The organism is Polaromonas sp. Polasp52, from assembly GCF_059491565.1.
The window spans coordinates 3,481,333-3,502,017 of sequence record NZ_CP168513.1 but is presented as its reverse complement, the minus strand read 5'-3'; the positions used below and the strand labels follow the sequence as shown (position 1 = coordinate 3,502,017).

Genomic DNA, 20,685 nt, shown 5'->3' with positions numbered 1-20,685 from the left:
ATGCAAACCAACGAGCGCGAAGACTGGCGCAGAATTTTCGCTGACACCATCATGGAACTGGCCGCCGGCGAGGCCGACATGCTGCAAGTTGCGAGCTGGGCCATTGTGGCGCAGCAGCAGCAGGGCGACCAAGACCCTAAGGAAGTTGCAACTAGGGAGTTTGCAGTCGGCGCACCGCCTAGCCTCTAGCTGGCATCTACCGCAAGCTGGAATGCCCCGGCTTCAAAGCCCGGTACACCGCCCGCTTAACGGTAGACGGATGCACATCAAACACTATCGCCAGGCTGTTTAAGGTGTACCAGTTACCCGGCATGCTGTACAGCTTGACGATATCGGCCTCTACGTCGCTTGGAAGGGAGCGCTTGCGGCCACAGTGCACCCCGCGCTGCATCGCTGCCCGCTGACCTGCTATAGACCTCTCTCGAATGATTCCACGCTCAAACTCTGCGAACGCGCCGAGCATGTGCATCATCATGCGTCCGGCGCCGGTTGACGTGTCTACTGGCTCTGTGAGGCTTTGAAAACACGCACCGGATTTCTCAATGCGCTCAAGGATTGAGAGTAGATCAATGAGCGACCGGGCGAACCGGTCGATTTTGTAGACCTTGACCACATCACCAGGGCGGAGCATTGAGAGGAGGAGCTGCAAAATAGGCCGGGTGCCCACTGAGCTGCGCTTTTCCTGCAAGACCTGCTCGACCCCTGCGCGATAGAGCGCATCAAGCTGTAGAGTGGTTTCCTGCTCCGTGGTGGATACCCGTGCGTATCCGTAAATCACACCGACCGCACCGACTCAGGCAATTTTTGAAGCAAGTTTGAAGGCGATGAACACGCCGAGGCAAATTGCCAAGAAGAGGAGCCATAAAAGTACTGGATGCCAGGGCGTTGGCGTTTTCCGCATAGCACGAGGCATGTGCGATTCGTAGGAAAGATCGCGCTCAACCGGGGAAGGCTTACGACCACCCCACCAGTACCGACCACTACGACGGTCATAGCGACCGCCATTCCTTCTTGCGTATCTCTCCCTGTACCAGTCCCGCTCTTCCATTCCCATGGGAGCGAAATATAGCAGCCATTGAAGTGTTGCGCACACCGCCTTTTTGGATCGCCCTCGATTTCGTAGATACTGCAGAGCGTGATCGTCAACAACATTTCACCAGATTCACAACCATGATTCCAAGTAAAGAATGGTGCAGCACGTTCACCATTGCCATCCAACAATTCGCCGCAGATAACACCAGCAAGCTGCGAATGCCTGATTGGGCAAGCAAAGCTCAGATGCAGCACGGGCATCGCAACCCTGTCGAAGTGGCGCACGAAATATGGACCAGCGGCAAACGACCGCCTCCGAACTAAAACCGCCAGGCGTGGCATCAATTCGGGGCGCCTGGCATAGCGACCGACGCGGTTTTCTGTAGAGCCATAGTGATCTGCGGACTGTCACAGGTCAGCGCCCTCACCTTGTCCTTCCACTGCAGCGAGGCCGCGCAGTCCGTCAGCGCCTTCCACTTGTAGCCAATCTGCTCCAGCTCCGAGCTGGTCACTGTCGTAATTTGCGCCCCATTTTGGCTAACGGCCAAAACATAAATAGTTTTACCCCTCATCGTGATTTGTCCCATCACATGCAGGCCCTTGAGCCCGTAGGGCTCCGGAAACTCATTGATCCCGACCGGCTGGTCGCTCACCTGCTTGCCGATCACGCCGGTAACGGCGCTGACCGGGTCTGAAACGGCCTTGGCGACCCCCTGCCCCGCGCTTGAGGCCTGCACCAGGCTGGCCGCTGCCGGGCGCTTTGCAGCGGGTTTTGGCTTGTCCGGCTCGGGCCAGAAGGCCCAGACCACCGCCACGGCGCCCAGGGCGAACACGCCCCATTTGAAGCGGTTGAATTTGACGATGAAGGGGGACATGTCCTGCGCGGCCGATTCGGCCACGCTGTTGCCCTGCGTATGGCTCTTGTAAAACTTGAAGAACTCCGGCTTGTACTTGCGCTCCTCGGTGGACACCACCCCGCCCCGATAGCCGCCATGCGTCTTGCGGATGTAGTGGTCGGCTTTGCCCAGGATGTCAGCCTTACGCACCTTGATCAGGATCGCCAGCAGGCCGGCAATCGATGAATTCATGTCCCGGAAGTTCTGCGTACCCAGCAACACATCTACGTTGAAGTGCCGGTGCAGCTTGTACCACTCGATCACCTGGGGGTCGGTGCCGAGCTTGGGCATGCCGACGTGGCATTCATCGATGATGAAGAGCGGCCCTTGCCCCGTCGTCGGGTGCTTCCAGTCGCTCCAGTAGTCCCAGACATGGCCGAAGAGCGACACCTTCACGTCGGGTTTTTCGGTATGGCCGTCCTCGAAGAGTTCGAAGGCGTTGCCGTTGCCCTTTTCGTCAACGCGCTCCGCGTCCCAGGTGCCGCGTATCGGCTGGGTCCGGGTGCGCAGCTCGATCAGGTCGCGGTAATCGGGGTTCACCGCGGCGAACATCTCCACCAGCAGCGGAAGGTTTGTGATGACCAGGCGCCCTTTCTGCAGCGCCGGCAGCACGTGGTAGACCACGGCCTCATAGCTCTTGCCCGAGCCCGGGATGCCTTCAAGCCCGTTGATCATGATCCGAGCCTCACGAAAGGTATCAGCTGCAGGACCAGGCGAATCAGGATAGCTGCCGTGATGACGCTGATCGCGGGCCCCACCCCAAGCAAGCCCAGGATGTTAAGCAGCTCGGCTGGCAAGGGGCCGACCTGGGCAGCGTAGGCATCTACCGCGCTGGTGTCGATCGAGCCAATGCCCGAAATGGCGATCTTGAGCATTTGCTCAAACTGCCAGGCGAAACCATCCTTGACCAGGTCCCACAGCGCGACAAAGACGGCCACGAAGAGCGCCCCAATCCATTCCAGGACGGCGGCGACCTTGGCAAGCAGCATGGAGAAGAAGGCGGACATGTCAGCCTCCGAAGATCAAAGCCCGGGCCAGCAGCAGCGCACCGACCAGGATGATGAGCCGGGCCCAGTCCCAGACGTAGCAAGGCGGGGCCACGTCCCGCACGCCAAAGTCGGCCCAGACCGCCAGGGACAGGTCCATGTTCATGACCGGGCAGGTGCCCGAGCTGCCGACATGGGGCATCAGCTTGCCGGCCAGGGTCGCCAGTGGCGTGGCGTTGAGAGCTGCCTTTTGCTGGGCCCAGACGCCCTCCAAGCCGTTGGGGTACTTGGGCGTGTAGAGCTTGGGCTGCGCCGGCAGCGGCGTGTCGGTAACGTCCACCTTGGGCGGGTCCTCCTCCTTGGCCGGGGTCTCGGTGGTGGTCTCGCTGGAAATGGGTGCCCCGGTGGTGGTATTCGTGATGTTGGTGACCGTCACCGTGGTGGTGTTGATGGTGTCGCCGTTATAGGTGTGGTTGTAGGTGGTGTTCTCGGTCTTGGTGGTGTTATTGGTGGTGTTTTGCGTGACCTTCTGGCCGCCTGGCGAGGTGGCGGGGCCGGTAACGGTCATGGGCTCGGTCTTGACCTTGACGCCGGTTTGCGCGGCGGATTCCTCCAACATCTCGCCGACCTTGGAGCTGGTGGGCCATCCGCTTTTGGCGGCTACAGCATCGATGAATTCCTGCCGACTCGACGGGAGATTAGTAACCGGCGACGGAGCAACGGGTGTTTGTATGCCGGGCCCGCGATTATTAGTCATGATGAAGACACCTTTGGCGTCATAGCCGTCATCGAAACAGTCATTGCCAATAAGACGCGGGTTGCGCTGTGTATACCCCTGAACAAACGGTGAATGTGAATTACTGAGGGTGAACATAGCGGCAGCGGCCACACAAGCAGCTTGCCTCGTGGGTTGTTCGCCTGTAGTCAACGGAGTGCCGTCATAGGCGACGTAGGTGTACTTGTAGGTGAAGCACGGCGCTACGGTGCACAAATCGGGATTGACCTTCTCGACCTTGATCGTGCCGTCGGGATTGCGCGACAGGATGAAGTTGATTTCCTTGGCGAAGTCGTAAAGCACGATGCCGACGCCGATGACGGCGGCGGCTTTCAGGCCCAGGTTGACGAAGAGCCGCCCTGTGGCGGCGGCCACCTCTGCGGCGGGCACGCGGGCTGCGGCGGAGACGGCGACGCGGTTGCCGGCGGGATTGGTGATGCTGCCGGTCGCTGTGGCTTTGGGCAGGCCGCCATCGGTCGTGATGGTGGGCACGCCTGGCGCGGCCAGCGGGGTGCCGTCGGAGGCCAGGGTGACGGTGGTTTTGCCGGCGCCGGTGGCCAGGCCCATGAAGCGATCAAACGCGGAGGGCGCGGCGACGGTGCCCGCGAAGAGGGACAGAGGAAGCAGCAAGACCGCTACCGCTAGGAACGGGCGAAGGCGCTTCATTTGCCGCCTCCAACCGCGATGCAGAAACCGATGCCGCTCAGAGCACCGATCAGGGCGATGATGGCCCAGAACAGGGCTATGAGGGCACCGGTGAGCACGATTACACCTTGCGGATAACGCGCTTGGCGAGGTCCGGACCCTTGAACGCCAGCGCGATGCCGACGATGATCAGGCCGATGGCGACCACCTTGCCGACCACGGTATTGAGGCCGATGGCGTCAAAGAACTGGTCCAGGACGCTGGGGTCGGCGGTCTGAGCCATGGCGCGGGAGCCCAGCAGGGCCAGGGTGGTGCCGACGGCTGCGACTTTGGCGGCAGCCGTGCTGCCATACTTCTTGGCGGTTTTGAACAACTTCATTTGAATTCCTTTTTCAAATGGTGTTTTCCGGGAACACCCCGGAACTACACCCGAGAAGCCACGACGTTTCACAACGCTGGCGGCTTCCCGGCTGGAGTCAAACCTTGCGTATCAACCCAGTCGCCAACCCGATGCCGTAGCCGATGACCCAAAGCATCAGCACGGCACCTAATCCCGCTGAATAAGCTTTCAAAACTCCTTGTGGTGTGATGCCCAAGAGGCCCGGGTCTAGCGACTCAGCCAGGCTGAGCGAGGACAGGTTCTCTGGAGGGCATGGGTCCAGGTCTACCGTGCAGATCAGGAAGCGCATCAAGCCTCCTCAAACACCACGTCATCCGAGCCGCACGAAGGGCATTCAACCCCCGCTTGCGAATCATCGATTTCTTCTTCCTCAATCACGTAGCGACAGTTTTGGCAAACACCGACAAACGAAGAATCACCACCAGAACAATCAGACATTGCATTCCCTCTTTCAGCTCGCCCGACGGCGAAAAGTTGCACGCGAATCAATCTTCCGAAACCTTGTCAGAGCCACACTCGGGGCATTCCAGGTCCGGCTCTTCCGCGTCCGACTCCGGATCAACCTTGAAATCTACGAAGTGGGCGTCATGCCCACAGGCGTGGCAGCTATACCAGGCCATGTCGTTCTCCTAGTGTTTAGCGCGGTGGCGCAATGTGGCGCGGGCATCACGCACGCCGAGGCGCAGGACCTCGACGCAGGTGATCAGCGCCTGGTGGATGTAGACCCAAGCCGCCGCAAAGCGGTTGTGGGTGCGGACGGGGTTTCGCATGCGAAACGATGAATTGGGGTGTTTCATGTGCTCTTGCTGTAATCGCGTTCCGTGCCGAGGCGGTCCAGGTCAATGAGTTGCGGCATGTCTTCAAAGTCGCAGTTGTCTTCGACAAGCTGGTTGACCGTTTCGAGGTCGGAGACGACACCGCCGCCGGCTTCGCGCAGCGATGCGACCCACACGGGCTGACCCCCATCCAGTGCAGGACAGAGGAACTTCCCGGTCGTTTTGGACTGGATGAGGAGGCGCATGGTTAGGCCGCCGCTCTGGCTTGCTGTTGTGGCGCGGGCTTGATGCCCACCAGGGTGAGCTTGGAGGCGTTGTCGGCGCCGGCCACCACGTCGAATTCGCAGTCGCAAAGCAGGCCCGTGACGGGCCAGGACTTGCCCAGGTGTGCCCACTTTTCGAACTCGGTCGCGTCGCCGAACTTGAAGGGGCGCGAGACGGAGCCGATGGAGCGGCCGGCGGAGTTTTCCGCGACGTCCACGATCAGGTGGAAGGTGGTCGAGCTGAAGGCCTTCTTGGTTTCCTCGAAGGTGCCTGACGACTCTTTGATGCCAGTGCAGATGGCTTGGCTTTTCATTTTCATGGTTGAACTAACTCCTCTCCCCTTTTGTTAAGCCATCGCGAAGGCCGGGGCGCCTTCTGGCTGTGAAAGGCGACCGAATGCCGCCGCGAATGAACGGCCCAGCTCTGCGGGCATGAATTTTTGAAGGCGTCCGGGCAGCTTCTGGTGGCAGACAAAGGCCAGGAACTCTTCATTGCCGAGGAACTTGAAAGCAGCAGCAAGGGACGGTGCGGCGGTCTGCAGGGTCCAGCGGATGTTTCTTACGCATTCGGCTTCGACGGTTTCCATGGGCAGGCGCGCTGTGGTGGATACCTTTTGCGGGGCCGCTGCGGCATCAGCCAGGGCCAGCGCTGAAGCGTGCCACTCCGATGCACCCGCGAAGAAGTCGGCCGGCCGGCGCAGCATGTCCACCGGCAGCACTCGCAGCTTGTTGCCGTAGCGCAGCTCCAGGCGAAGCCATGGGCTTCCCGCGTCTATGCCAAACAGCTGGTCGCCTTTTTCGTAGGCGTTGGTTTCTTTGCCGGCCTCCTTGGAGCCGAAGTAGATGGAGCGCCCGCCGTGGGAGTGCTCGGACCAGTCGCCTACAAAGTTGACCTTGAGCAGCTTGCCGCCGACGTTGCAGCGACCTTCGTTGTAGTCGTCGCGTATGGCCTTGATGCCGCCGGGGTAGCCGTCGAAGAAGTCAAGCGCCAGGTCGCACCTGGTGAGGGTCGCTTCGCGTTCTTCGAGGATGTCGGCCAGGCGGTCGCGCCAGCCGTGGTTGGCGAAAGTGCAAGCCATCCCGAACAGGTTGCAATGGATGGTTTGGGCTTGCGCTTTCTGGCGCGGCGAGTCGCCGGAGGACAGGAAGCCGACCCATCCACATTCAGCGCCGTTGCGCTCTATGCACCAGCGGAATTTGTAGAAGTCGTGGCCCTTCTTGAACTCGGGATTGACGACGAAGTCAGGGCCGAGGGCCATCGCAACGGTTTGTGCCAGGTCCAGGGCCTGGGTGGAGGCGTCAAAGTCGCAGTCGGGTATTTCGCGCAAGACGCGGGCTTGCTGCGCAGCCCTGTAGTTCTCGTCCCAGATGTTGGTATCGGGATGGGGAAAGAGCAGATCAACCGGGACATACGGAGCGTTGCGCCGCAGGACGGTGAAGCGGACCCAATCGACGTGGACCGGTGTCTTGGAAGCCATGCGTTCGGCTTCGAGGCGGTATTTAACTTCGGAACCGTCCAGGACCAGTGATGAGCGGCTGGGGCGTGTCATAGGTTGTTATCCCCGTGATTACCAACGGGGAGGTTTTGGACGGGCCCGCAGCCGCTCGCGCCCTTCCCCGCAAGCGGGGCCCCTTTGGCGCGCTCGGCTGCGTGCGCCTCGCGACCAAAGGCGTAAATCTCGTCAAGGGTTTTGCTGGCCATGAAGGGCCAGGTCTTCAAAAACTCAGAACGGGCAAGGTGGCCAATGTTGGAATGAACCATCGCCGCGCCGGACTGCCCTTGAATCGGTTTTTTCTGTTGCATGTGTGCGAGCCATGTAAGTGACTTAACGGGGCGTTAAGTGGCTCGAATGTAGATATAGACTTAACAACCCGTCAAGCATTTTCTTAACAGGGTGTGCATAATCCATAGTTAACCGAAGGGGTAAACCATGCCAAACACGATGCAATTACTGGATCAAGCGCTTCAAAAACAGCGCGCGTCGGCGTGGGCCCGGGAGTTGAATTTGACAGAATCGGCGTTGTCCATCGCGAAGAAACGTGGGCGCTTGAGCCCCGTCCTTGCTGGAAACCTTGCTATCAAATTAGGAGAGAATCCAGAGCACTGGATTGCAGTCGCGGCTCTTGAGGCAGAGCCAGACAGTGAACTACTAGCACGTCTAAAGACTAGTGCCAATAGCTGGCGGAAGCGGTGAGATTCGAACTCACGGAGGACTTGCATCCTCGGCAGTTTTCAAGACTGCTGCATTCAACCGCTCTGCCACGCTTCCGAGTCGGGTAGTTTAACCGCATCGTTATGGGCCACTGCACTAGGCCCACCTCTCAGCGACGGGCCGCTTCGGTTTTTCCACGACCATGGACGTCATTGCTGCCCCGACCGATCCGATGGCCAAACCTCCTCGGCATACACTCAGACGCGTCACATTCATTGACGCCCCCGCATCAACCAAATAACTTCATTGGACGCGAAATGTATAACTACATGAGGCTCTCAAAGTTCGTCACAGTGTTTGCTCTATGCGCATGTTCGGCAGTGCAGGCGGGAGTGGAGTCCTGTACAGACATGCTTGTCGGAACACCAGGCTCGGTTGAAGCGCGGGCGTGCTTTGCACGGGAATTGGCCGCGTTGAATGTTCAGATGACCACGGTTGTGAAAGCCATCGCACGCGAGGCTGAGTCGGGGCGCACCGCATTTAACGCGAAGGACCTTGCCGATTCCCAGACCAAATGGAAGCAGCACGTTGACAGCACCTGCTGGCTTGACGCCGCCGGCGCGGGCAACTCGGACGCGGTGCTTGACCACTGCGTATCGGTTTACACCCTTCAGAGGCTTGGACAACTCAAGAACCTACGCGCCGGCCTGGACGGCAAGCCGGCACTGTGGCCCATGTCAAATCTCGATCACGCGAAGTAAAACGCCCAGATCCTCAATAGGCGCAAGGGCAAGGGAGAGAACAATCGCTGAGGAGAAATTAGCGGGTCGTCGTTTGGCTCGTTCATGAAGGCACTCGGAGCCTGCATCCTTGTGATACTTCAGCTCTTTGCCGGCGCATTTGGCGTAGCTTCCTGTTGGGGTGGCGGCCATGCCGCCTTGCCATCTCTGTTCATACTCAGCTAAGGAGCACCCCTGCAAGTTTTGACAAACCAATCGCGCGGCATTGGCTCCAGCCGCTATCTTTCGAAAGAACTTCATCATGCGTCTGCCAATACTTGCGGCTTTTGCCGCCACCACCTTTCTGCTGCTATCTGCCTGCGGCAGCAGCCCCGCCCCCGGCCAGTCCACCGATCCCGCCCCCGTCTCAACCCGCTGCAACGCCGCCCCGGCCCAGTTCGCTGTGGGCCGCACTGCGGATGCCGCGCTTGAAAATGAGGCGCGCACACGCGCCGGCGCGAAGGCGGTGCGGGTGCTCAGGCCCAACCAGGTCGTGACCATGGAGTTCAGCGCCGAGCGGCTCAACCTCACGGTCGATGACGCGGGCCGTGTGACGCGGGTCAGCTGCGGTTGATGGGCCCCGCGCAACCGATGCGCTGAATCAGCGCTTGCCTTTGGCGGCTTGCTGAAGCTGCCGTTTGCGCTTGGCCTTGTTGAGGGATTCGGGTTCGGGCGGGCGGTTGCGCAGTGCCTGGGCTTCGCGCTCCTCGGCCGCCTTCTTGCGCTTCTTGTCGCGGAAATGCACAAAGAGCCGGCCCAGGCCGAAACTGATGGCGCAGCTGACAACCAGGAAGATAAGGGCGGGAGTTTCCATGCGATTCGGGCCTTGCGTTAGCCGGCCAGGAACAGTGACTGCAGGTCGTTCAAAAAATCAAAGCCGCGCTCGGTGGGCTTGACGCGCGCGAAGTCGCGTTCTATCAGCCCCTTGCGCTCGGCTTCTTCGAGGCCCTGCTGGATGGCGGTGATGGGCAGGCCGGTTTTTTCGGTGAAGTCCTGCAGCTTGAAGCCCTCGCGCAAGCGCAGCGCATTGAGCATGAACTCAAACGGCAGGTCGGCACGGCTGACTTCGGTCTCTTGCGTGACGGCTTCGCCGGCCAGGGCTTTTTCCATGTAGAGCCTGGGTTCGCGAAAGCGCACCTGGCGCACCACGCGATGCGCAAAACTGAGCTTGCTGTGGGCGCCCGCGCCTATTCCCAGGTAGTCGCCGAACTGCCAGTAGTTGAGGTTGTGAAAGCATGGGTGGCCGGCCTTGGCGTAGGCCGAGACTTCATAGCGCCGCAGGCCGGCCGCCTCGGTCAGCTCAGTGATTTTGTCGAGCATGGCGTAGGCCGTGTCTTCCTCGGGCACCACGGGCGGGAATTTCGCGAAGTAGGTGTTGGGCTCTATCGTGAGGTGGTAGATGGAGATGTGGGGCGGCTGCAGGGCCAAGGCCTGGCGCATGTCGCGCTCCAGGCTTTCCATGGTCTGGCCGGGCAGCGCGTACATGATGTCGAGGTTGAAGGTGTCAAAGGCCTGCGCGGCCTCCTCGACCGCGGCGATGGCCTGGGCCCGGTCATGCACGCGGCCCAGGGCCTTGAGGTGCTGGTCGTCAAAGCTTTGCACCCCGACGGACAAGCGCGTGACACCGGCGGCGCGAAAGGCCTTGAAGCGGTCTTTTTCAAAAGTGCCGGGGTTGGCTTCAAGCGTGACCTCGCAATCGGCTTCGAGCCTCAAGCGCGCGCGTATGTCGCCCAGCAGGCGGTCTATGGCCTGCGGCGAAAACAGGCTGGGCGTGCCGCCGCCTATGAAGATGCTGTGCACGGTGCGGCCCCAGACCAGGGGCAGCGCGGCCTCGAGGTCGGCGATGACCGCGTCTATATAGCGCTGCTCAGGCATTTCGCCGACGGCTTCGTGCGAATTGAAGTCGCAATAGGGGCACTTGCGTATGCACCAGGGCAGGTGCACATAAAGCGACAGCGGCGGCAGCGCGGCCAGCTGCAGCGTGCCGCTGCGCATGTAGTGCTGGATGTCTTGCTGCGCCATGGCCGGCCTCAGGATGTGGGTAACCACTGCTCGCGCATGAGTTCGATCATGCGGCGCGCGGCCTTGCCTCTATGGCTGTTGGCGTTCTTGACCTCAACGGGCAACTGCGCAAAGGTTTTGCCGAACTCGGGGATGAACATCACGGGGTCGAAGCCGAAACCGTTGTCACCCACGGGTGCCGGCGCGATCTGCCCGGCGACGCGGCCGGAGGCGATCAGCGGCTCGGGGTCTTTGTCGGAGCGAACGGCCACCAGCGTGCTGACCAGCGCGGCGCGGCGCTGGGCGGGTTGGACCAGGTGGGCCATCTGCTCAAGCAAGGCCTTGACGTTGTTGTCGTCGCCCTTGGTGTAGCCGAAGCGCGTGGCGTAAAAAGCGGTGTCGACGCCCGGCAGCCCGCCGAAGGCGTCGACGCACAGGCCCGCGTCGTCGGCCAGCGCGGGCAGGCCGCTCAAGCGGGAAGCCTGGCGGGCCTTGGCGAGGGCATTTTCGACAAAGGTGCGAAACGGCTCTTCGGCCTCGGGCAGGCCCAGCTCGGCCTGGCTCACGAGTTCCAGCCCCAGGGGCGCGAACATGGCCTTGAGCTCGGCGAGCTTGCCGGGGTTGTTGGAGGCCAGTACGATTTTTTTCATGGGCGGCGGGCGAATCAACCGGCCAGCGCCTGCTTTTGCAGGCCCACCAGCTCGGTGATGCCTTTTTCGGCGAGCACCAGCAGCGCGTCCATTTCCTTGCGCGAGAAGGCCGCTCCTTCGGCCGTGCCCTGCACTTCGACGTAATTGCCGGCGCCGGTCATGACGACGTTCATGTCGGTGTCGCAGGCGGAGTCTTCGGTGTATTCGAGGTCCAGCAGCGGCGTGCCCTGCACGATGCCGACCGAGATGGCGGCGACGTGGTCGATGATGGGGCTTTGCGTGAGCTTGCCGCCGGCGATCAGGGTGTTGACCGCATCCTGCGCGGCGACAAAGGCGCCGGTGATGCTGGCGGTGCGGGTGCCGCCGTCGGCCTGGATGACGTCGCAGTCCAGGTGGATGGTGCGCTCGCCGAGTTTCTTCAGGTCAAACACCGAACGCATGGAGCGGCCTATCAGGCGCTGGATTTCCTGCGTGCGGCCGCTTTGTTTGCCGCGGGCGGCTTCGCGGTCGCTGCGGGTGTGGGTGGCGCGGGGCAGCATGCCGTATTCGGCGGTGACCCAGCCTTCGCCGCTGCCTTTTTTGTGGCCGGGGACTTTTTCTTCGACAGAGGCGGTGCACAGCACCTTGGTGCCGCCGAACTCGATCAGCACCGAGCCTTCGGCGTAAGCGGTGTAGTGGCGGGTGATGCGCACGCTGCGCAGGGCATCGGCGGCGCGCGCGCCGCTTCGTTCAAACTGGCTCATGGGAATGGCTTTCTGGCAAAAACGCCGGGGGATCAGCGAAGTGAAAAAACAGGGAAAAAGCGGGATGGCCGGCCGGCACCTGAAAAAAGGCCGCCGGTATCAGGCTTTTCTGGCGGCCGAGCGGCGTATGGCTTCGTTGATCTCGGCGATGGAGCGCTCTATGGTGGCCTCGTCGAGGTCGTCGACCACCGAGTCGAGCACGCCGGCCTGGATGGTGGAGGCGAACACGCCGTCCATGATGCTGTCGGTGGAAACGCCGCGGGTGGACTCGAAGGCGTCGGGGGTTTCCCACTCCATGGCCAGCACGGTGACGTTGTCGCTGTGCTCGCCGCCGGTGCGCAGGGCGTTCTCGACCAGGTCGGGCACCGCGTCGGACACGCCCTTGCTGGCCAGCTGGCGCACGATCTCGGCGTCGCTGAGGCTGCCCCAGAGGCCGTCGGAGCACAGCAGCAGCTTGTCGCCCTGCTGCAGGGTGACGGGGCCGGCGACGTCGAAGACGGGCTTGGTCGGCGAGCCCAGGCAGGTGAAAAGGATGTTGCGGTTGATGCGCTCGAGCTTGATGACGCCGGCGCTTTGCTGCTCAAGGTAGGAATGGTCGCGTGTGCGCGTGAGCAGTTCGCCGTCGCGCACGACGTACAGGCGCGAATCGCCGCAGTGCACCCAGGTGGCGCCCGTGCCCTGCAGGATGGCGGCCACCAGTGTGGTGCGCGGCGTGTCCAGCATGCCTTTTTCGCTGGCGTAGCGGATGATCTGGTGGTGCGCCGCCATCAGGGCGGTGGAGAGGAATTCGGTGGTGTCCTCAATGACGGGGCGCGCTTCCTTCTGGTAGAGCGCCGAGATGGTCTGCAGGGCGAGCTGGGCCGCCACCTCGCCTTCAGGATGGCCGCCCATGCCGTCGGCCAGCACGAAAAGGCCCGATTCGCGCGTGTAGCAATAGCCCATGCGGTCTTCGTTCTTTTCGCGCCCGCCTTTGCGGCTGACCTGAAAGACTGAGAATTTCATTTGAATTTGGTCGCGTAGCCGGTGGCCTTGCGCGCGGATTTTTTGGTGTCGGACACCATGTTGTCAAACTGCAGGCGAACCTTTTCGCTGACGGTGAGCTTGGTGTAGCGGCGCTCGCCTTCCCGGCTCAGCTCTTTTTGCAGGGCGAAGACCGACTGGGGCCGTGACAGCGGATCGAGGGACATGCACCACTCTACAACCTCAATGAGGTTATCGGAATAGACGCCGCGCAGCCGCGACAGGGCAAGCGACAGACGGTCTTTTTCAAGGCGCTGGGGCGCGTCGTTGGGCGGGTAGCCCTGCATGGTGGCGTAAATGCAGGCGCCGATCGCGTAAATATCGGTCCAGGGGCCCATGGAGGAGTCGCGGCGGTACATCTCGGGCGCGGCGAAGCCGGGCGTGTACATGGGACGGATGAAGTTGCCTTCCTTGCTCAGCACCTCGCGGGCGGCGCCGAAATCGATCATGACGGCGCGGTTGTCGTCGGTGATGAAGATGTTGGCGGGCTTGATGTCCAGGTGCAGCATCTTGTGCTGGTGCACGATGCGAAGGCCGCGCAGGATCTCGTCGAACAGCGAGCGTATGGTCGATTCGCGAAAGACCTTCTGCTTTTTGAGCTCGCGGGCCGTGATGATGAAGTCCTGCAGGGTGCCGCCCTCCAGGTAGTTCATCACCATGTAGACGGTTTCGTTCTCGCGGAAGAAGTTCAGCACGCTGACCACGGAACCGTGCGAAATCTGGGCGAGGGAGCGGCCTTCTTCAAAGAAGCTCTTGAGGCCGAGGCGGTACAGCGAGAGTTTTTCGGGCTGGACCTGGGGAAGCAGCTCGCCCGGCGAGCGGCTGGCCAGGGAAGACGGCAGGTATTCCTTGATGGCGACCTGCTGGCCCTCGTTGTCGACGGCCAAGTAAACTACCCCGAAGCCCCCGGCCGAAAGCTTTCGCACAACACGATAGCCACCAATCACGGTGTCGGGCGGCAATGGTGCAGGCTTGACCTTTGACATAATTTGGGGTTGCCCAGACATGACAATGTCAACCTGGGTCTTGTTTCTCTCTCTAGTCTAGTAAAGCGTATCTAAAAATGTCAGTTTACAGCATGACGGGTTATGCGACCGTGCAATCAAGCATGGCGCAATCCGCCCCGGAAACTGAATCGGGCCCGGACGCCAGTTCCCGTCTGGGCGTCGAAATACGCTCCGTCAACAGCCGCTTCCTGGATCTGGCTTTCCGCCTGCCCGATGAGCTGCGGCAGGCCGAACCGGCGCTGCGCGAACTGCTGACCGGCAAACTCAAGCGCGGCAAGGTCGAGGTGCGGGTTTCGCTGGAAAGCGCCTCGTCGGGCAACCTGCGCGCGCCCTCCTCGGCCACCTTGCAGCGCCTGGGCTCGCTGGAGGACAGCATCAAGTCCTGGCTGCCGCAGGCCGGGGCGCTGAGCGTCGCAGATATTCTCAGAATTGCGACGAATGAAGACAAAAAACCACACGACTACAGCGAAGAGCTGCTCAAGCTGGCCAAAAAAGCCCTGAAAGAGCTGATGGCCGCCCGTGAACGCGAGGGTGCCCGCCTGGCCGAGATGCTGCTGGACCGCACCGCGCAGCTGCGCGCGCTGGCCGCGCTGGCGGTGCCCATGGTGCCCAAGCTGGTGGAGCAGCAGAAAAACCGCTTCCTGGAGCGCTGGAAAGAGGCCATGGCCCTGTCGGACGGCAGCACCTTGCCGGAAATCGCCCAGGACCGGGCCCTGACCGAGGCCACGGCCTTCGCCATACGCATAGACGTGGCCGAAGAAATCACCCGGCTGTCGTCGCACCTCGACGAAATCGACCGCCTGCTGGCCAGCGGCGGCGAGCTCGGCAAGCGCCTGGATTTCCTGATCCAGGAGCTGCACCGCGAAGCCAATACACTGGGTTCCAAATCCGCGTCGCTGGAGCTGACCCGTATTTCGGTGGACATGAAGGTGCTGATCGAGCAGATCCGCGAGCAGGTCCAGAACATCGAATAGCCCCCGGCCACCCCCTCATACATATAAGCACTCACCGCCCCGAACGCATGGACTATCCCGGAAACCTATTTGTCGTGGCCGCCCCCAGCGGGGCGGGCAAATCCAGCCTGGTCAAGGCCTTGATGGAACTGGATTCAGGTATCCAGCCCTCGGTGTCGCACACCACCCGCCCACCGCGCGGCCAGGAAAAACACGGCAGGGAGTACTTTTTCCTGTCCCCCGAGGAATTCGACGGCATGGTGGCGCGCGACGCCTTCCTGGAATGGGCCCATGTGCACGGCCACCGCTACGGCACCTCGCGCCAGACCATTGAAGAGCGGGTGGCCCACGGCGCCGACGTGATCCTGGAAATCGACTTCCAGGGTGCCATCAACATCAAACGGATTTTTTCCAATGCGGTGCTGATCTTCATCCTGCCGCCCAGCTGGGAAGAATTGCGCTCCCGCCTGCAGCGGCGCGGCGAGGACAGCCCCGAAGTCATCGAGTTGCGGCTCAAGAATGCCGCCCTGGAGATGGCCCAGGCCCGGGAATTCGACTTCGTTATAATCAACGAGTTGTTTGAGCGGGCGGTTTTCGACCTGAAAACCATTGTGCATGCCCAGAGGCTCAAGTTTTCGGCCCAGCGGCGCGCCCGTGCCGAGACCTTTCAGGCCCTTCAAATTCCCTGATTTCAGCGCTTTTTCCCTTATCGATCACACCGGAGATCACCATGGCCCGCATTACCGTCGAAGATTGCCTCGAGAAAATCCCGAACCGCTTCCAGCTGGTGCTGGCCGCCACCTACCGCGCACGCATGCTGAGCCAGGGCCATGCCCCCAAGATTGAAAGCAAGAACAAGCCCGGCGTGACCGCCCTGCGCGAAATCGCCGAAGGCAAGATCGGCCTGGAAATGCTGAAAAAAGTCCCCACCTGAGACACCGTTCAGCTTCGCAAAAAGCACCGAATATCGGTGCTTTTTTCATTTCCACCCCCCAAAAGTCCATTTTTTTCACGTTTTATTCATGCCGCGATACATTTAAGGCATGAGCGCCATGCTTTCGCCTGTTGTTGCCAGCAAATCGACCCCGGCCGCCGCCAATGCCGCGGCCGCGAGTTTTGCCGCGCTCACGGCCAGGCTGGACTATATGAGCGCCGCCGACATCGACAATGTCCGCCGCGCCTACCGTTTCGCCGACGAGGCCCACCTGGGGCAGCTGCGCAACAGCGGCGAGCCCTACATCACCCACCCGATTGCCGTGGCGCAGCAGTGCGCCGAATGGAAGCTCGATGCGCAGGCCCTGATGGCGGCCCTGCTGCACGATGCGATTGAAGACTGCGGCGTCACCAAGCCCGAGTTGATAGACCGCTTCGGTGCCCCGGTGGCCGAGCTGGTGGACGGGCTGACCAAGCTCGAAAAGCTGGAATTCAACACCCGCGAGGAAAACCAGGCCGAGTCCTTTCGCAAGATGCTGCTGGCCATGGCGCGCGACGTCCGGGTCATCCTGATCAAGCTGGCCGACCGCACCCACAACATGCGCACGCTGGGCGACGTGCCGCGCGCCAAGTGGACGCGCATCTCGCGTGAAACCCTGGACATCTACGCACCCATCGCCCACCGCCTGGGCCTGAACACCACCTACCGCGAACTGCAGGACCTCTCCTTCCAGCACCTGCACCCCTGGCGCTACGCCACCCTGACCAAGGCCCTGCAAAAGGCGCGCGGCCGCCGCCGTGACGTGATCAAGCGGGTGCAGGGCGAGGTCGAATCGGCCTTTTCCAATGCACAGGTGCCGGTGGTCATCTCGGGGCGCGAAAAGACGCTGTACTCCATCTACCGCAAGATGGACGAAAAACACCTGTCCTTCGCCCAGGTCACCGACCTCTACGGCTTTCGCGTGATCGTGAAGGACCTGACCGCCTGCTACACGGCCATGGGCGTGCTGCACCAGCTCTACAAGCCGCTGCCCGGCAAGTTCAAGGACTACATCGCGATTCCCAAGATCAACGGCTACCAGTCGCTGCACACAACGCTGGTCGGCCCTTTCGGCACCAACATCGAGTTCCAGATGCGCACCGAGGCCATGCATGTAGTGGCCGAGTCCGGCGTGGCGGCTCACTGGCTCTACAAGGCCACCGACCCGGACAGCGATGCCTCGCAGCGCCTGGGCACGCAGTGGCTGCAGTCGCTGCTCGATATCCAGCAGGAAACGCGCGATGCCGCCGAGTTCTGGGACCACGTCAAGATCGACCTGTTCCCCGAGGCGGTGTATGTGTTCACGCCGAAAAGCCAGATCATGGCCATGCCGCGCGGCGCCACCATCGTCGACTTCGCCTACGCCATCCACAGCGACGTGGGCCACCGCGCCGTGGCCGCCAAGGTCAACGGCGAGCAGGTGCCGCTGCGCTCCGAGCTGCACAACGGCGACGTGATCGAGATCATCACGGCCTCGGTTTCCAGCCCGAATCCGGGCTGGCTGGGCTTTGTGCGCACGGGCAAGGCGCGCTCCAAGATTCGCCACCACCTCAAGACCATGGCGCTGTCGGAGTCGCAGGACCTGGGCGAAAAAATGCTGGCCCAGGCGCTACGCGCAGAGGGCATAGAGCGCGAGCGCCTGCCCGAGGACGACGAGGCCCACCACGCCACCTGGGAAAAAATCCTGCGTTTTACCGGCAACCGCTCGCGCGCCGACCTGCTGACCGACATCGGCCTGGGCAAACGGATCGCCAGCATGGTCGCCAAGCGCATCGTGACCCTGCTGGCCGAGACCGGCGAAAAACCCAATGCGCTCTTGATGAGCCGCGAGCGCTACACCGCCCACGAGTCGGTGTCGCAAGGCGGCCTGGTGATAGACGGCAGCGAAGGCGCCTCGGTGCAGTTCGCGCCCTGCTGCCGGCCCATCCCGGGCGACGGCATCGTCGGCTACCTGGGCCGCGGCGAGGGCCTGGTGATACACACCGACGACTGCGCCGTCGCCAAGCGCCTGCAGCACCGCGACAGCGAGCGCTTCATCGCGGTCGACTGGTCGGACGAACCGGTGCGCACTTTTGAGACCAACCTGCTGGTGACGGTGTCCAACGGCAAGGGCGTGCTGGCCAGGGTGGCGGCCGCGCTGGCCAGCGCCGAAGCCGACATCACCCACGTCGACATGGAGCAGGAACCTTCGCACGACGCGACCGACCTGCGCTTTGGCGTGGCGGTGCGCGACCGCGTCCACCTGGCCTCGGCCTTGCGCAGCGTCAAGCGCACGCCCTCAGTCCTGAGGGTTCAGCGCGCCAAATCAACCGGTTAGAACGGCTCTTAGGGGCAGTTAGCCGGCCATGCGCCCATCGGGCGCCGGGTAGTCCACCTTGAGCACTTCCAGCGTCTGCACGCCTTGTGGCGTCACCAGGCTGACCTCATCGCCCACGCGCGACTTGAGCAGCGCCCTGGCTACGGGCGATATCCAGCTGATCTGCCCCAGGGCGCTGTTGGCCTCGTCGATCCCGAGTATGGTCACGACGCGCTCGACGCCCTCGTCATCGGCATAGGTCACGGTGGCACCGAAGAAGGCCTGGTCGCTGCCGTGGTGGATGGAGGGATTGCTGACTTCCGCGATTTCCAGCCTTTTTGTCAGGAAGCGGATGCGCCTGTCGATTTCGCGCAGGCGCTTTTTGCCGTAGTGGTAGTCGCCGTTCTCCGAGCGGTCGCCGTTGCTGGCGGCCCAGTGAACAATCTCGACCATCTTGGGTCGCTCGTTGTCTATCAGGTCCAGCAACTCGCCGCGCAGGCGCTCGTAGCCCTGCGGCGTGATGTAGTTTTTGCCCCCGCCGGGCAGGGGCGCGAGCGCGGGCTCGTCGTCCTCGGACTCGTCGGTTTCTTTGGTAAAGGCTTTGTTCATGCTCCGGCCACCTTAGCATTCATGGCCGCCAGCCGCGAATGCCCCTAAAAATCTTCCATCCTCAGGACCAGGGGATTGTCAGGCGTGTAGCTCGTGCCCGCCACGACGAGGTCGGCGGCCCGGGCATGGATCATCTCGGCATCCAGCTCATAGGCTTTTTTCAGGGAGTCTCCCGGCGCGGCGCCGAAAAATTCCTGCATCACCTCGCGTGAAATTTTCACGGGAATCGCCTGGCCCGCATGCGAAATCCCAAAACTGAGCCACTCGCCGTGGTCCTCGACCTTCAGTGCTTCCATGTCTCTCCTCCGGAATGAGCATCCAGAATAGCGGAGCACCCGCCGGCCGTACAGCCCATACGGCGCCGCCCGGCCCCAGGAAAACCACTAAACCCCAGGCAGAAAGAAAAATAGCCTAGAGGGGTGAGCCTCTAAGCTATTGAAATCACTAATGAAAGTGGTGCGGCTGGCAGGAATTGAACCCACGACCCCTTGGTTCGTAGCCAAGTACTCTATCCAACTGAGCTACAGCCGCTAAGCCTCAAATTATAGCTTATTTAAATGGTAGGGCGTGAGTGACTTGAACACTCGACCAAAGGATTATGAGTCCTCTGCTCTAACCAACTGAGCTAACGCCCCACACAAGAGGGAGATTGTAAGGGCGTCCGGGGCCGGTTCCCGGGCCTACTTGCTGTGGCTGAGGGCGGTGCTGACCAGTTTGGAGGTGATATCGACAATCTGGATCATTTTTTCGTAGGGCATGCGCATGGGGCCTATGACGCCCAGCGTGCCCACGACCTGGCCGTCGACCTCATAGGGCGCTGTCACCACCGACAGCTCCTGGTAGGGAACGACCTGGCTTTCGCCGCCTATGTAGATGCGAACGCCTTCGGCGCGGCTGGACACGTCGAGCAGGCGCATCAGCTGCGCTTTTTGCTCGAAGAGGTCGAACAGCTTGCGCAGGTTGCCCATGTCGCCGGAGAAATCGCTGACGGCCAGCAGGTTGCGTTCGCCGGAGATCACGACCTCGTCGCGCGATTCGATGGCCTCGGAGCTGACCTTGACCGCGGCCTGCATCAGGGTGGCGATCTCGCCGCGCAGCGCCTCGACCTCGTTTTTCAGGCGCTCGCGCACTTCCTCGATGGCCATGCCGGCGTAGTGCGAATTGAGGAAATTGGCGGCCTCCACGAGCTGCGACTGGGTGTAGTCGGCCTCGGTGAAGATGACCCGGTTCTGCACGTCGCCGTCGGGCGACACGATGATCACGAGGAAGCGTTTTTCCGACAGGCGCAAAAACTCGATATGGCGGAACACCGAAGTCCGGCGCGGCGCCATGACCACGCCGACGAACTGCGACAGGCTGGACAGCATGTGCGCCGCGTTGCTGAGCACCTTCTGCGGCTGGTCGGGCGCCAGCCGTGGCGCGCCTATCTGGCCGGCGGCGGGGAACGGGTCGCGCTGCGTGGTCAGCATGGTGTCGACGAAGAGGCGGTAGCCGCGCGCCGTGGGAATACGGCCGGCCGAGGTGTGCGGGCTGACGATCAGGCCGAGCTCCTCAAGGTCGCTCATGACATTGCGGATGGTGGCGGGAGACAGCTCCAGGCCCGAGGCCTTGGACAGCGTGCGCGAACCCACCGGTTGCCCGTCGGCAATGTAGCGCTCCACCAGCGCCTTGAGAAGCAACCGCGCACGATCATCAAGCATGCCGACATTCTACGAAGCCTGGGCCGGA

At 61.9% G+C, this 20,685-nt stretch carries 30 protein-coding genes and 3 tRNA genes; 7 read left to right on the top strand and 26 right to left on the bottom strand.

Going from position 1 to position 20,685, the window contains the following annotated elements; genetic code table 11:
• Complete coding sequence (locus ACEN9P_RS16385; protein ID WP_495619823.1) at positions 1 to 189, top strand: hypothetical protein; 189 nt, start codon at positions 1 to 3, stop codon at positions 187 to 189.
• 7 nt (positions 190 to 196) lie between these two features.
• Here ACEN9P_RS16385 and ACEN9P_RS16380 read toward each other — a convergent pair whose 3' ends face one another.
• From ACEN9P_RS16380 to ACEN9P_RS16315, 14 genes are all read right to left on the bottom strand, one after another.
• Complete coding sequence (locus ACEN9P_RS16380; protein WP_495619822.1) at positions 197 to 778, bottom strand: recombinase family protein; 582 nt, start codon at positions 776 to 778, stop codon at positions 197 to 199.
• Positions 775 to 1,317, bottom strand: coding sequence for a hypothetical protein (locus tag ACEN9P_RS16375; RefSeq protein WP_495619821.1), 543 nt, complete (start codon positions 1,315 to 1,317; stop codon positions 775 to 777). The genes ACEN9P_RS16380 and ACEN9P_RS16375 overlap by 4 nt, the downstream gene beginning before the upstream one ends.
• Positions 1,318 to 1,373: 56 nt before the next feature.
• A complete protein-coding gene (locus tag ACEN9P_RS16370) occupies positions 1,374 to 2,603 on the bottom strand; it encodes a zonular occludens toxin domain-containing protein (protein ID WP_495619820.1) in 1,230 nt (409 codons plus the stop codon).
• Positions 2,600 to 2,935, bottom strand: coding sequence for a DUF2523 family protein (locus tag ACEN9P_RS16365; RefSeq protein WP_495619819.1), 336 nt, complete (start codon positions 2,933 to 2,935; stop codon positions 2,600 to 2,602). The genes ACEN9P_RS16370 and ACEN9P_RS16365 overlap by 4 nt, the downstream gene beginning before the upstream one ends.
• 1 nt (position 2,936) lies before the next feature.
• Complete coding sequence (locus ACEN9P_RS16360; RefSeq protein ID WP_495619818.1) at positions 2,937 to 4,319, bottom strand: hypothetical protein; 1,383 nt, start codon at positions 4,317 to 4,319, stop codon at positions 2,937 to 2,939.
• A gap of 136 nt (positions 4,320 to 4,455) precedes the next feature.
• Positions 4,456 to 4,713, bottom strand: coding sequence for a hypothetical protein (locus ACEN9P_RS16355; protein WP_495619817.1), 258 nt, complete (start codon positions 4,711 to 4,713; stop codon positions 4,456 to 4,458).
• Between the two features lie 97 nt (positions 4,714 to 4,810).
• A complete protein-coding gene (locus tag ACEN9P_RS16350; RefSeq protein WP_495619816.1) occupies positions 4,811 to 5,023 on the bottom strand; it encodes a hypothetical protein in 213 nt (70 codons plus the stop codon).
• Positions 5,023 to 5,214, bottom strand: a complete 192-nt coding sequence (locus ACEN9P_RS16345) for a hypothetical protein (protein WP_495619815.1) — start codon at positions 5,212 to 5,214, stop codon at positions 5,023 to 5,025. The genes ACEN9P_RS16350 and ACEN9P_RS16345 overlap by 1 nt, the downstream gene beginning before the upstream one ends.
• A 149-nt stretch (positions 5,215 to 5,363) precedes the next feature.
• Positions 5,364 to 5,504 carry a hypothetical protein gene (locus tag ACEN9P_RS16340; protein ID WP_495619814.1) on the bottom strand — a complete coding sequence of 47 codons (141 nt, stop codon included), beginning with the start codon at positions 5,502 to 5,504 and terminating at the stop codon, positions 5,364 to 5,366.
• A 23-nt stretch (positions 5,505 to 5,527) separates the two neighbouring features.
• Entirely contained in the window at positions 5,528 to 5,755 is a 228-nt protein-coding gene (locus tag ACEN9P_RS16335) for a hypothetical protein (protein WP_495619813.1), read from the bottom strand.
• Between the two features lie 2 nt (positions 5,756 to 5,757).
• Entirely contained in the window at positions 5,758 to 6,093 is a 336-nt protein-coding gene (locus ACEN9P_RS16330) for a hypothetical protein (protein WP_007870454.1), read from the bottom strand.
• Positions 6,094 to 6,120: 27 nt separating this feature from the next.
• Positions 6,121 to 7,323, bottom strand: coding sequence for a replication initiation factor domain-containing protein (locus ACEN9P_RS16325; protein WP_495619812.1), 1,203 nt, complete (start codon positions 7,321 to 7,323; stop codon positions 6,121 to 6,123).
• On the bottom strand, positions 7,320 to 7,577 hold the full coding sequence (locus ACEN9P_RS16320) for a hypothetical protein (protein WP_495619811.1): 258 nt from the start codon (positions 7,575 to 7,577) through the stop codon (positions 7,320 to 7,322). Before ACEN9P_RS16320 ends, ACEN9P_RS16325 begins: the two co-directional genes overlap by 4 nt.
• Positions 7,578 to 7,953: 376 nt before the next feature.
• Positions 7,954 to 8,043, bottom strand: a tRNA-Ser gene (locus tag ACEN9P_RS16315).
• 293 nt (positions 8,044 to 8,336) lie between these two features.
• On the opposite strand from ACEN9P_RS16315, the gene ACEN9P_RS16310 reads away from it, so the two are divergent.
• Complete coding sequence (locus tag ACEN9P_RS16310; RefSeq protein ID WP_477662314.1) at positions 8,337 to 8,687, top strand: lysozyme inhibitor LprI family protein; 351 nt, start codon at positions 8,337 to 8,339, stop codon at positions 8,685 to 8,687.
• On the opposite strand, the gene ACEN9P_RS16305 is transcribed toward ACEN9P_RS16310, so the two are convergent.
• Positions 8,664 to 8,969: a hypothetical protein gene (locus ACEN9P_RS16305; protein ID WP_495619810.1), complete on the bottom strand. Its 306-nt coding sequence runs from the start codon at positions 8,967 to 8,969 to the stop codon at positions 8,664 to 8,666. The two genes, ACEN9P_RS16310 and ACEN9P_RS16305, sit on opposite strands and share 24 nt — an antisense overlap.
• Here ACEN9P_RS16305 and ACEN9P_RS16300 point away from each other — a divergent pair.
• Complete coding sequence (locus tag ACEN9P_RS16300) at positions 8,968 to 9,279, top strand: I78 family peptidase inhibitor (RefSeq protein ID WP_495619809.1); 312 nt, start codon at positions 8,968 to 8,970, stop codon at positions 9,277 to 9,279. The genes ACEN9P_RS16305 and ACEN9P_RS16300 overlap by 2 nt on opposite strands.
• Before the next feature lie 27 nt (positions 9,280 to 9,306).
• On the opposite strand, the gene ACEN9P_RS16295 is transcribed toward ACEN9P_RS16300, so the two are convergent.
• The 6 genes from ACEN9P_RS16295 to ACEN9P_RS16270 form a co-directional block, all read right to left on the bottom strand.
• The gene (locus ACEN9P_RS16295; RefSeq protein ID WP_007874753.1) at positions 9,307 to 9,519 is read right to left on the bottom strand and encodes a hypothetical protein; all 213 of its coding nucleotides are present in this window, start codon (positions 9,517 to 9,519) and stop codon (positions 9,307 to 9,309) included.
• Between the two features lie 17 nt (positions 9,520 to 9,536).
• Positions 9,537 to 10,727 (bottom strand): radical SAM family heme chaperone HemW, encoded by a 1,191-nt coding sequence (gene hemW / locus ACEN9P_RS16290; protein WP_495619808.1) that lies wholly within the window; start codon positions 10,725 to 10,727, stop codon positions 9,537 to 9,539.
• 8 nt (positions 10,728 to 10,735) lie between these two features.
• Positions 10,736 to 11,356, bottom strand: a complete 621-nt coding sequence (rdgB, locus tag ACEN9P_RS16285; protein ID WP_477662318.1) for an RdgB/HAM1 family non-canonical purine NTP pyrophosphatase — start codon at positions 11,354 to 11,356, stop codon at positions 10,736 to 10,738.
• Between the two features lie 14 nt (positions 11,357 to 11,370).
• Positions 11,371 to 12,099 carry a ribonuclease PH gene (gene rph / locus ACEN9P_RS16280; RefSeq protein WP_477662319.1) on the bottom strand — a complete coding sequence of 243 codons (729 nt, stop codon included), beginning with the start codon at positions 12,097 to 12,099 and terminating at the stop codon, positions 11,371 to 11,373.
• A gap of 99 nt (positions 12,100 to 12,198) precedes the next feature.
• Positions 12,199 to 13,101 (bottom strand): PP2C family protein-serine/threonine phosphatase, encoded by a 903-nt coding sequence (locus ACEN9P_RS16275; protein WP_007874749.1) that lies wholly within the window; start codon positions 13,099 to 13,101, stop codon positions 12,199 to 12,201.
• On the bottom strand, positions 13,098 to 14,105 hold the full coding sequence (locus ACEN9P_RS16270) for a serine/threonine protein kinase (RefSeq protein ID WP_007874747.1): 1,008 nt from the start codon (positions 14,103 to 14,105) through the stop codon (positions 13,098 to 13,100). The genes ACEN9P_RS16275 and ACEN9P_RS16270 overlap by 4 nt, the downstream gene beginning before the upstream one ends.
• Positions 14,106 to 14,182: 77 nt before the next feature.
• Between ACEN9P_RS16270 and ACEN9P_RS16265 the strand changes: the two genes are divergently transcribed.
• From ACEN9P_RS16265 to ACEN9P_RS16250, 4 genes are all read left to right on the top strand, one after another.
• A complete protein-coding gene (locus tag ACEN9P_RS16265) occupies positions 14,183 to 15,100 on the top strand; it encodes a YicC/YloC family endoribonuclease (protein WP_495619807.1) in 918 nt (305 codons plus the stop codon).
• A 47-nt stretch (positions 15,101 to 15,147) separates the two neighbouring features.
• On the top strand, positions 15,148 to 15,768 hold the full coding sequence (gene gmk / locus ACEN9P_RS16260) for a guanylate kinase (protein ID WP_074576638.1): 621 nt from the start codon (positions 15,148 to 15,150) through the stop codon (positions 15,766 to 15,768).
• A 41-nt stretch (positions 15,769 to 15,809) separates the two neighbouring features.
• Positions 15,810 to 16,013: a DNA-directed RNA polymerase subunit omega gene (rpoZ, locus tag ACEN9P_RS16255; RefSeq protein WP_007874743.1), complete on the top strand. Its 204-nt coding sequence runs from the start codon at positions 15,810 to 15,812 to the stop codon at positions 16,011 to 16,013.
• 109 nt (positions 16,014 to 16,122) lie between these two features.
• Positions 16,123 to 18,369: a RelA/SpoT family protein gene (locus ACEN9P_RS16250; protein ID WP_036840818.1), complete on the top strand. Its 2,247-nt coding sequence runs from the start codon at positions 16,123 to 16,125 to the stop codon at positions 18,367 to 18,369.
• Between the two features lie 18 nt (positions 18,370 to 18,387).
• Here the strand turns inward: ACEN9P_RS16250 and greB are convergent, their stop codons facing one another.
• From greB to hrcA, 5 genes are all read right to left on the bottom strand, one after another.
• Positions 18,388 to 18,957: a transcription elongation factor GreB gene (gene greB / locus ACEN9P_RS16245; protein ID WP_495619806.1), complete on the bottom strand. Its 570-nt coding sequence runs from the start codon at positions 18,955 to 18,957 to the stop codon at positions 18,388 to 18,390.
• Between the two features lie 44 nt (positions 18,958 to 19,001).
• Positions 19,002 to 19,253: a hypothetical protein gene (locus ACEN9P_RS16240; RefSeq protein ID WP_477662322.1), complete on the bottom strand. Its 252-nt coding sequence runs from the start codon at positions 19,251 to 19,253 to the stop codon at positions 19,002 to 19,004.
• Positions 19,254 to 19,411: 158 nt separating this feature from the next.
• Positions 19,412 to 19,488 (bottom strand) — tRNA-Arg (locus ACEN9P_RS16235).
• A gap of 27 nt (positions 19,489 to 19,515) precedes the next feature.
• Positions 19,516 to 19,592, bottom strand: a tRNA-Ile gene (locus ACEN9P_RS16230).
• A gap of 45 nt (positions 19,593 to 19,637) precedes the next feature.
• Positions 19,638 to 20,657, bottom strand: coding sequence for a heat-inducible transcriptional repressor HrcA (gene hrcA, locus ACEN9P_RS16225; RefSeq protein ID WP_477662323.1), 1,020 nt, complete (start codon positions 20,655 to 20,657; stop codon positions 19,638 to 19,640).
• Positions 20,658 to 20,685 lie beyond the last annotated feature (28 nt).

Coding starts and splice junctions, on each gene's coding strand:
- ACEN9P_RS16385 (WP_495619823.1), top strand. CDS start 1: ATGCAAACCAACGAGCGCGAAGACTGGCGCAGAATTTTCGCTGACACC.
- ACEN9P_RS16370 (WP_495619820.1), bottom strand. CDS start 2,603: ATGATCAACGGGCTTGAAGGCATCCCGGGCTCGGGCAAGAGCTATGAG.
- ACEN9P_RS16365 (WP_495619819.1), bottom strand. CDS start 2,935: ATGTCCGCCTTCTTCTCCATGCTGCTTGCCAAGGTCGCCGCCGTCCTG.
- ACEN9P_RS16355 (WP_495619817.1), bottom strand. CDS start 4,713: ATGAAGTTGTTCAAAACCGCCAAGAAGTATGGCAGCACGGCTGCCGCC.
- ACEN9P_RS16350 (WP_495619816.1), bottom strand. CDS start 5,023: ATGCGCTTCCTGATCTGCACGGTAGACCTGGACCCATGCCCTCCAGAG.
- ACEN9P_RS16340 (WP_495619814.1), bottom strand. CDS start 5,504: ATGCGAAACCCCGTCCGCACCCACAACCGCTTTGCGGCGGCTTGGGTC.
- ACEN9P_RS16335 (WP_495619813.1), bottom strand. CDS start 5,755: ATGCGCCTCCTCATCCAGTCCAAAACGACCGGGAAGTTCCTCTGTCCT.
- ACEN9P_RS16330 (WP_007870454.1), bottom strand. CDS start 6,093: ATGAAAATGAAAAGCCAAGCCATCTGCACTGGCATCAAAGAGTCGTCA.
- ACEN9P_RS16325 (WP_495619812.1), bottom strand. CDS start 7,323: ATGACACGCCCCAGCCGCTCATCACTGGTCCTGGACGGTTCCGAAGTT.
- ACEN9P_RS16320 (WP_495619811.1), bottom strand. CDS start 7,577: ATGCAACAGAAAAAACCGATTCAAGGGCAGTCCGGCGCGGCGATGGTT.
- ACEN9P_RS16310 (WP_477662314.1), top strand. CDS start 8,337: ATGCTTGTCGGAACACCAGGCTCGGTTGAAGCGCGGGCGTGCTTTGCA.
- ACEN9P_RS16300 (WP_495619809.1), top strand. CDS start 8,968: ATGCGTCTGCCAATACTTGCGGCTTTTGCCGCCACCACCTTTCTGCTG.
- ACEN9P_RS16305 (WP_495619810.1), bottom strand. CDS start 8,969: ATGATGAAGTTCTTTCGAAAGATAGCGGCTGGAGCCAATGCCGCGCGA.
- ACEN9P_RS16295 (WP_007874753.1), bottom strand. CDS start 9,519: ATGGAAACTCCCGCCCTTATCTTCCTGGTTGTCAGCTGCGCCATCAGT.
- hemW (WP_495619808.1), bottom strand. CDS start 10,727: ATGGCGCAGCAAGACATCCAGCACTACATGCGCAGCGGCACGCTGCAG.
- rdgB (WP_477662318.1), bottom strand. CDS start 11,356: ATGAAAAAAATCGTACTGGCCTCCAACAACCCCGGCAAGCTCGCCGAG.
- rph (WP_477662319.1), bottom strand. CDS start 12,099: ATGAGCCAGTTTGAACGAAGCGGCGCGCGCGCCGCCGATGCCCTGCGC.
- ACEN9P_RS16275 (WP_007874749.1), bottom strand. CDS start 13,101: ATGAAATTCTCAGTCTTTCAGGTCAGCCGCAAAGGCGGGCGCGAAAAG.
- ACEN9P_RS16270 (WP_007874747.1), bottom strand. CDS start 14,105: ATGTCAAAGGTCAAGCCTGCACCATTGCCGCCCGACACCGTGATTGGT.
- ACEN9P_RS16265 (WP_495619807.1), top strand. CDS start 14,183: ATGTCAGTTTACAGCATGACGGGTTATGCGACCGTGCAATCAAGCATG.
- gmk (WP_074576638.1), top strand. CDS start 15,148: ATGGACTATCCCGGAAACCTATTTGTCGTGGCCGCCCCCAGCGGGGCG.
- rpoZ (WP_007874743.1), top strand. CDS start 15,810: ATGGCCCGCATTACCGTCGAAGATTGCCTCGAGAAAATCCCGAACCGC.
- ACEN9P_RS16250 (WP_036840818.1), top strand. CDS start 16,123: ATGAGCGCCATGCTTTCGCCTGTTGTTGCCAGCAAATCGACCCCGGCC.
- greB (WP_495619806.1), bottom strand. CDS start 18,957: ATGAACAAAGCCTTTACCAAAGAAACCGACGAGTCCGAGGACGACGAG.
- ACEN9P_RS16240 (WP_477662322.1), bottom strand. CDS start 19,253: ATGGAAGCACTGAAGGTCGAGGACCACGGCGAGTGGCTCAGTTTTGGG.
- hrcA (WP_477662323.1), bottom strand. CDS start 20,657: ATGCTTGATGATCGTGCGCGGTTGCTTCTCAAGGCGCTGGTGGAGCGC.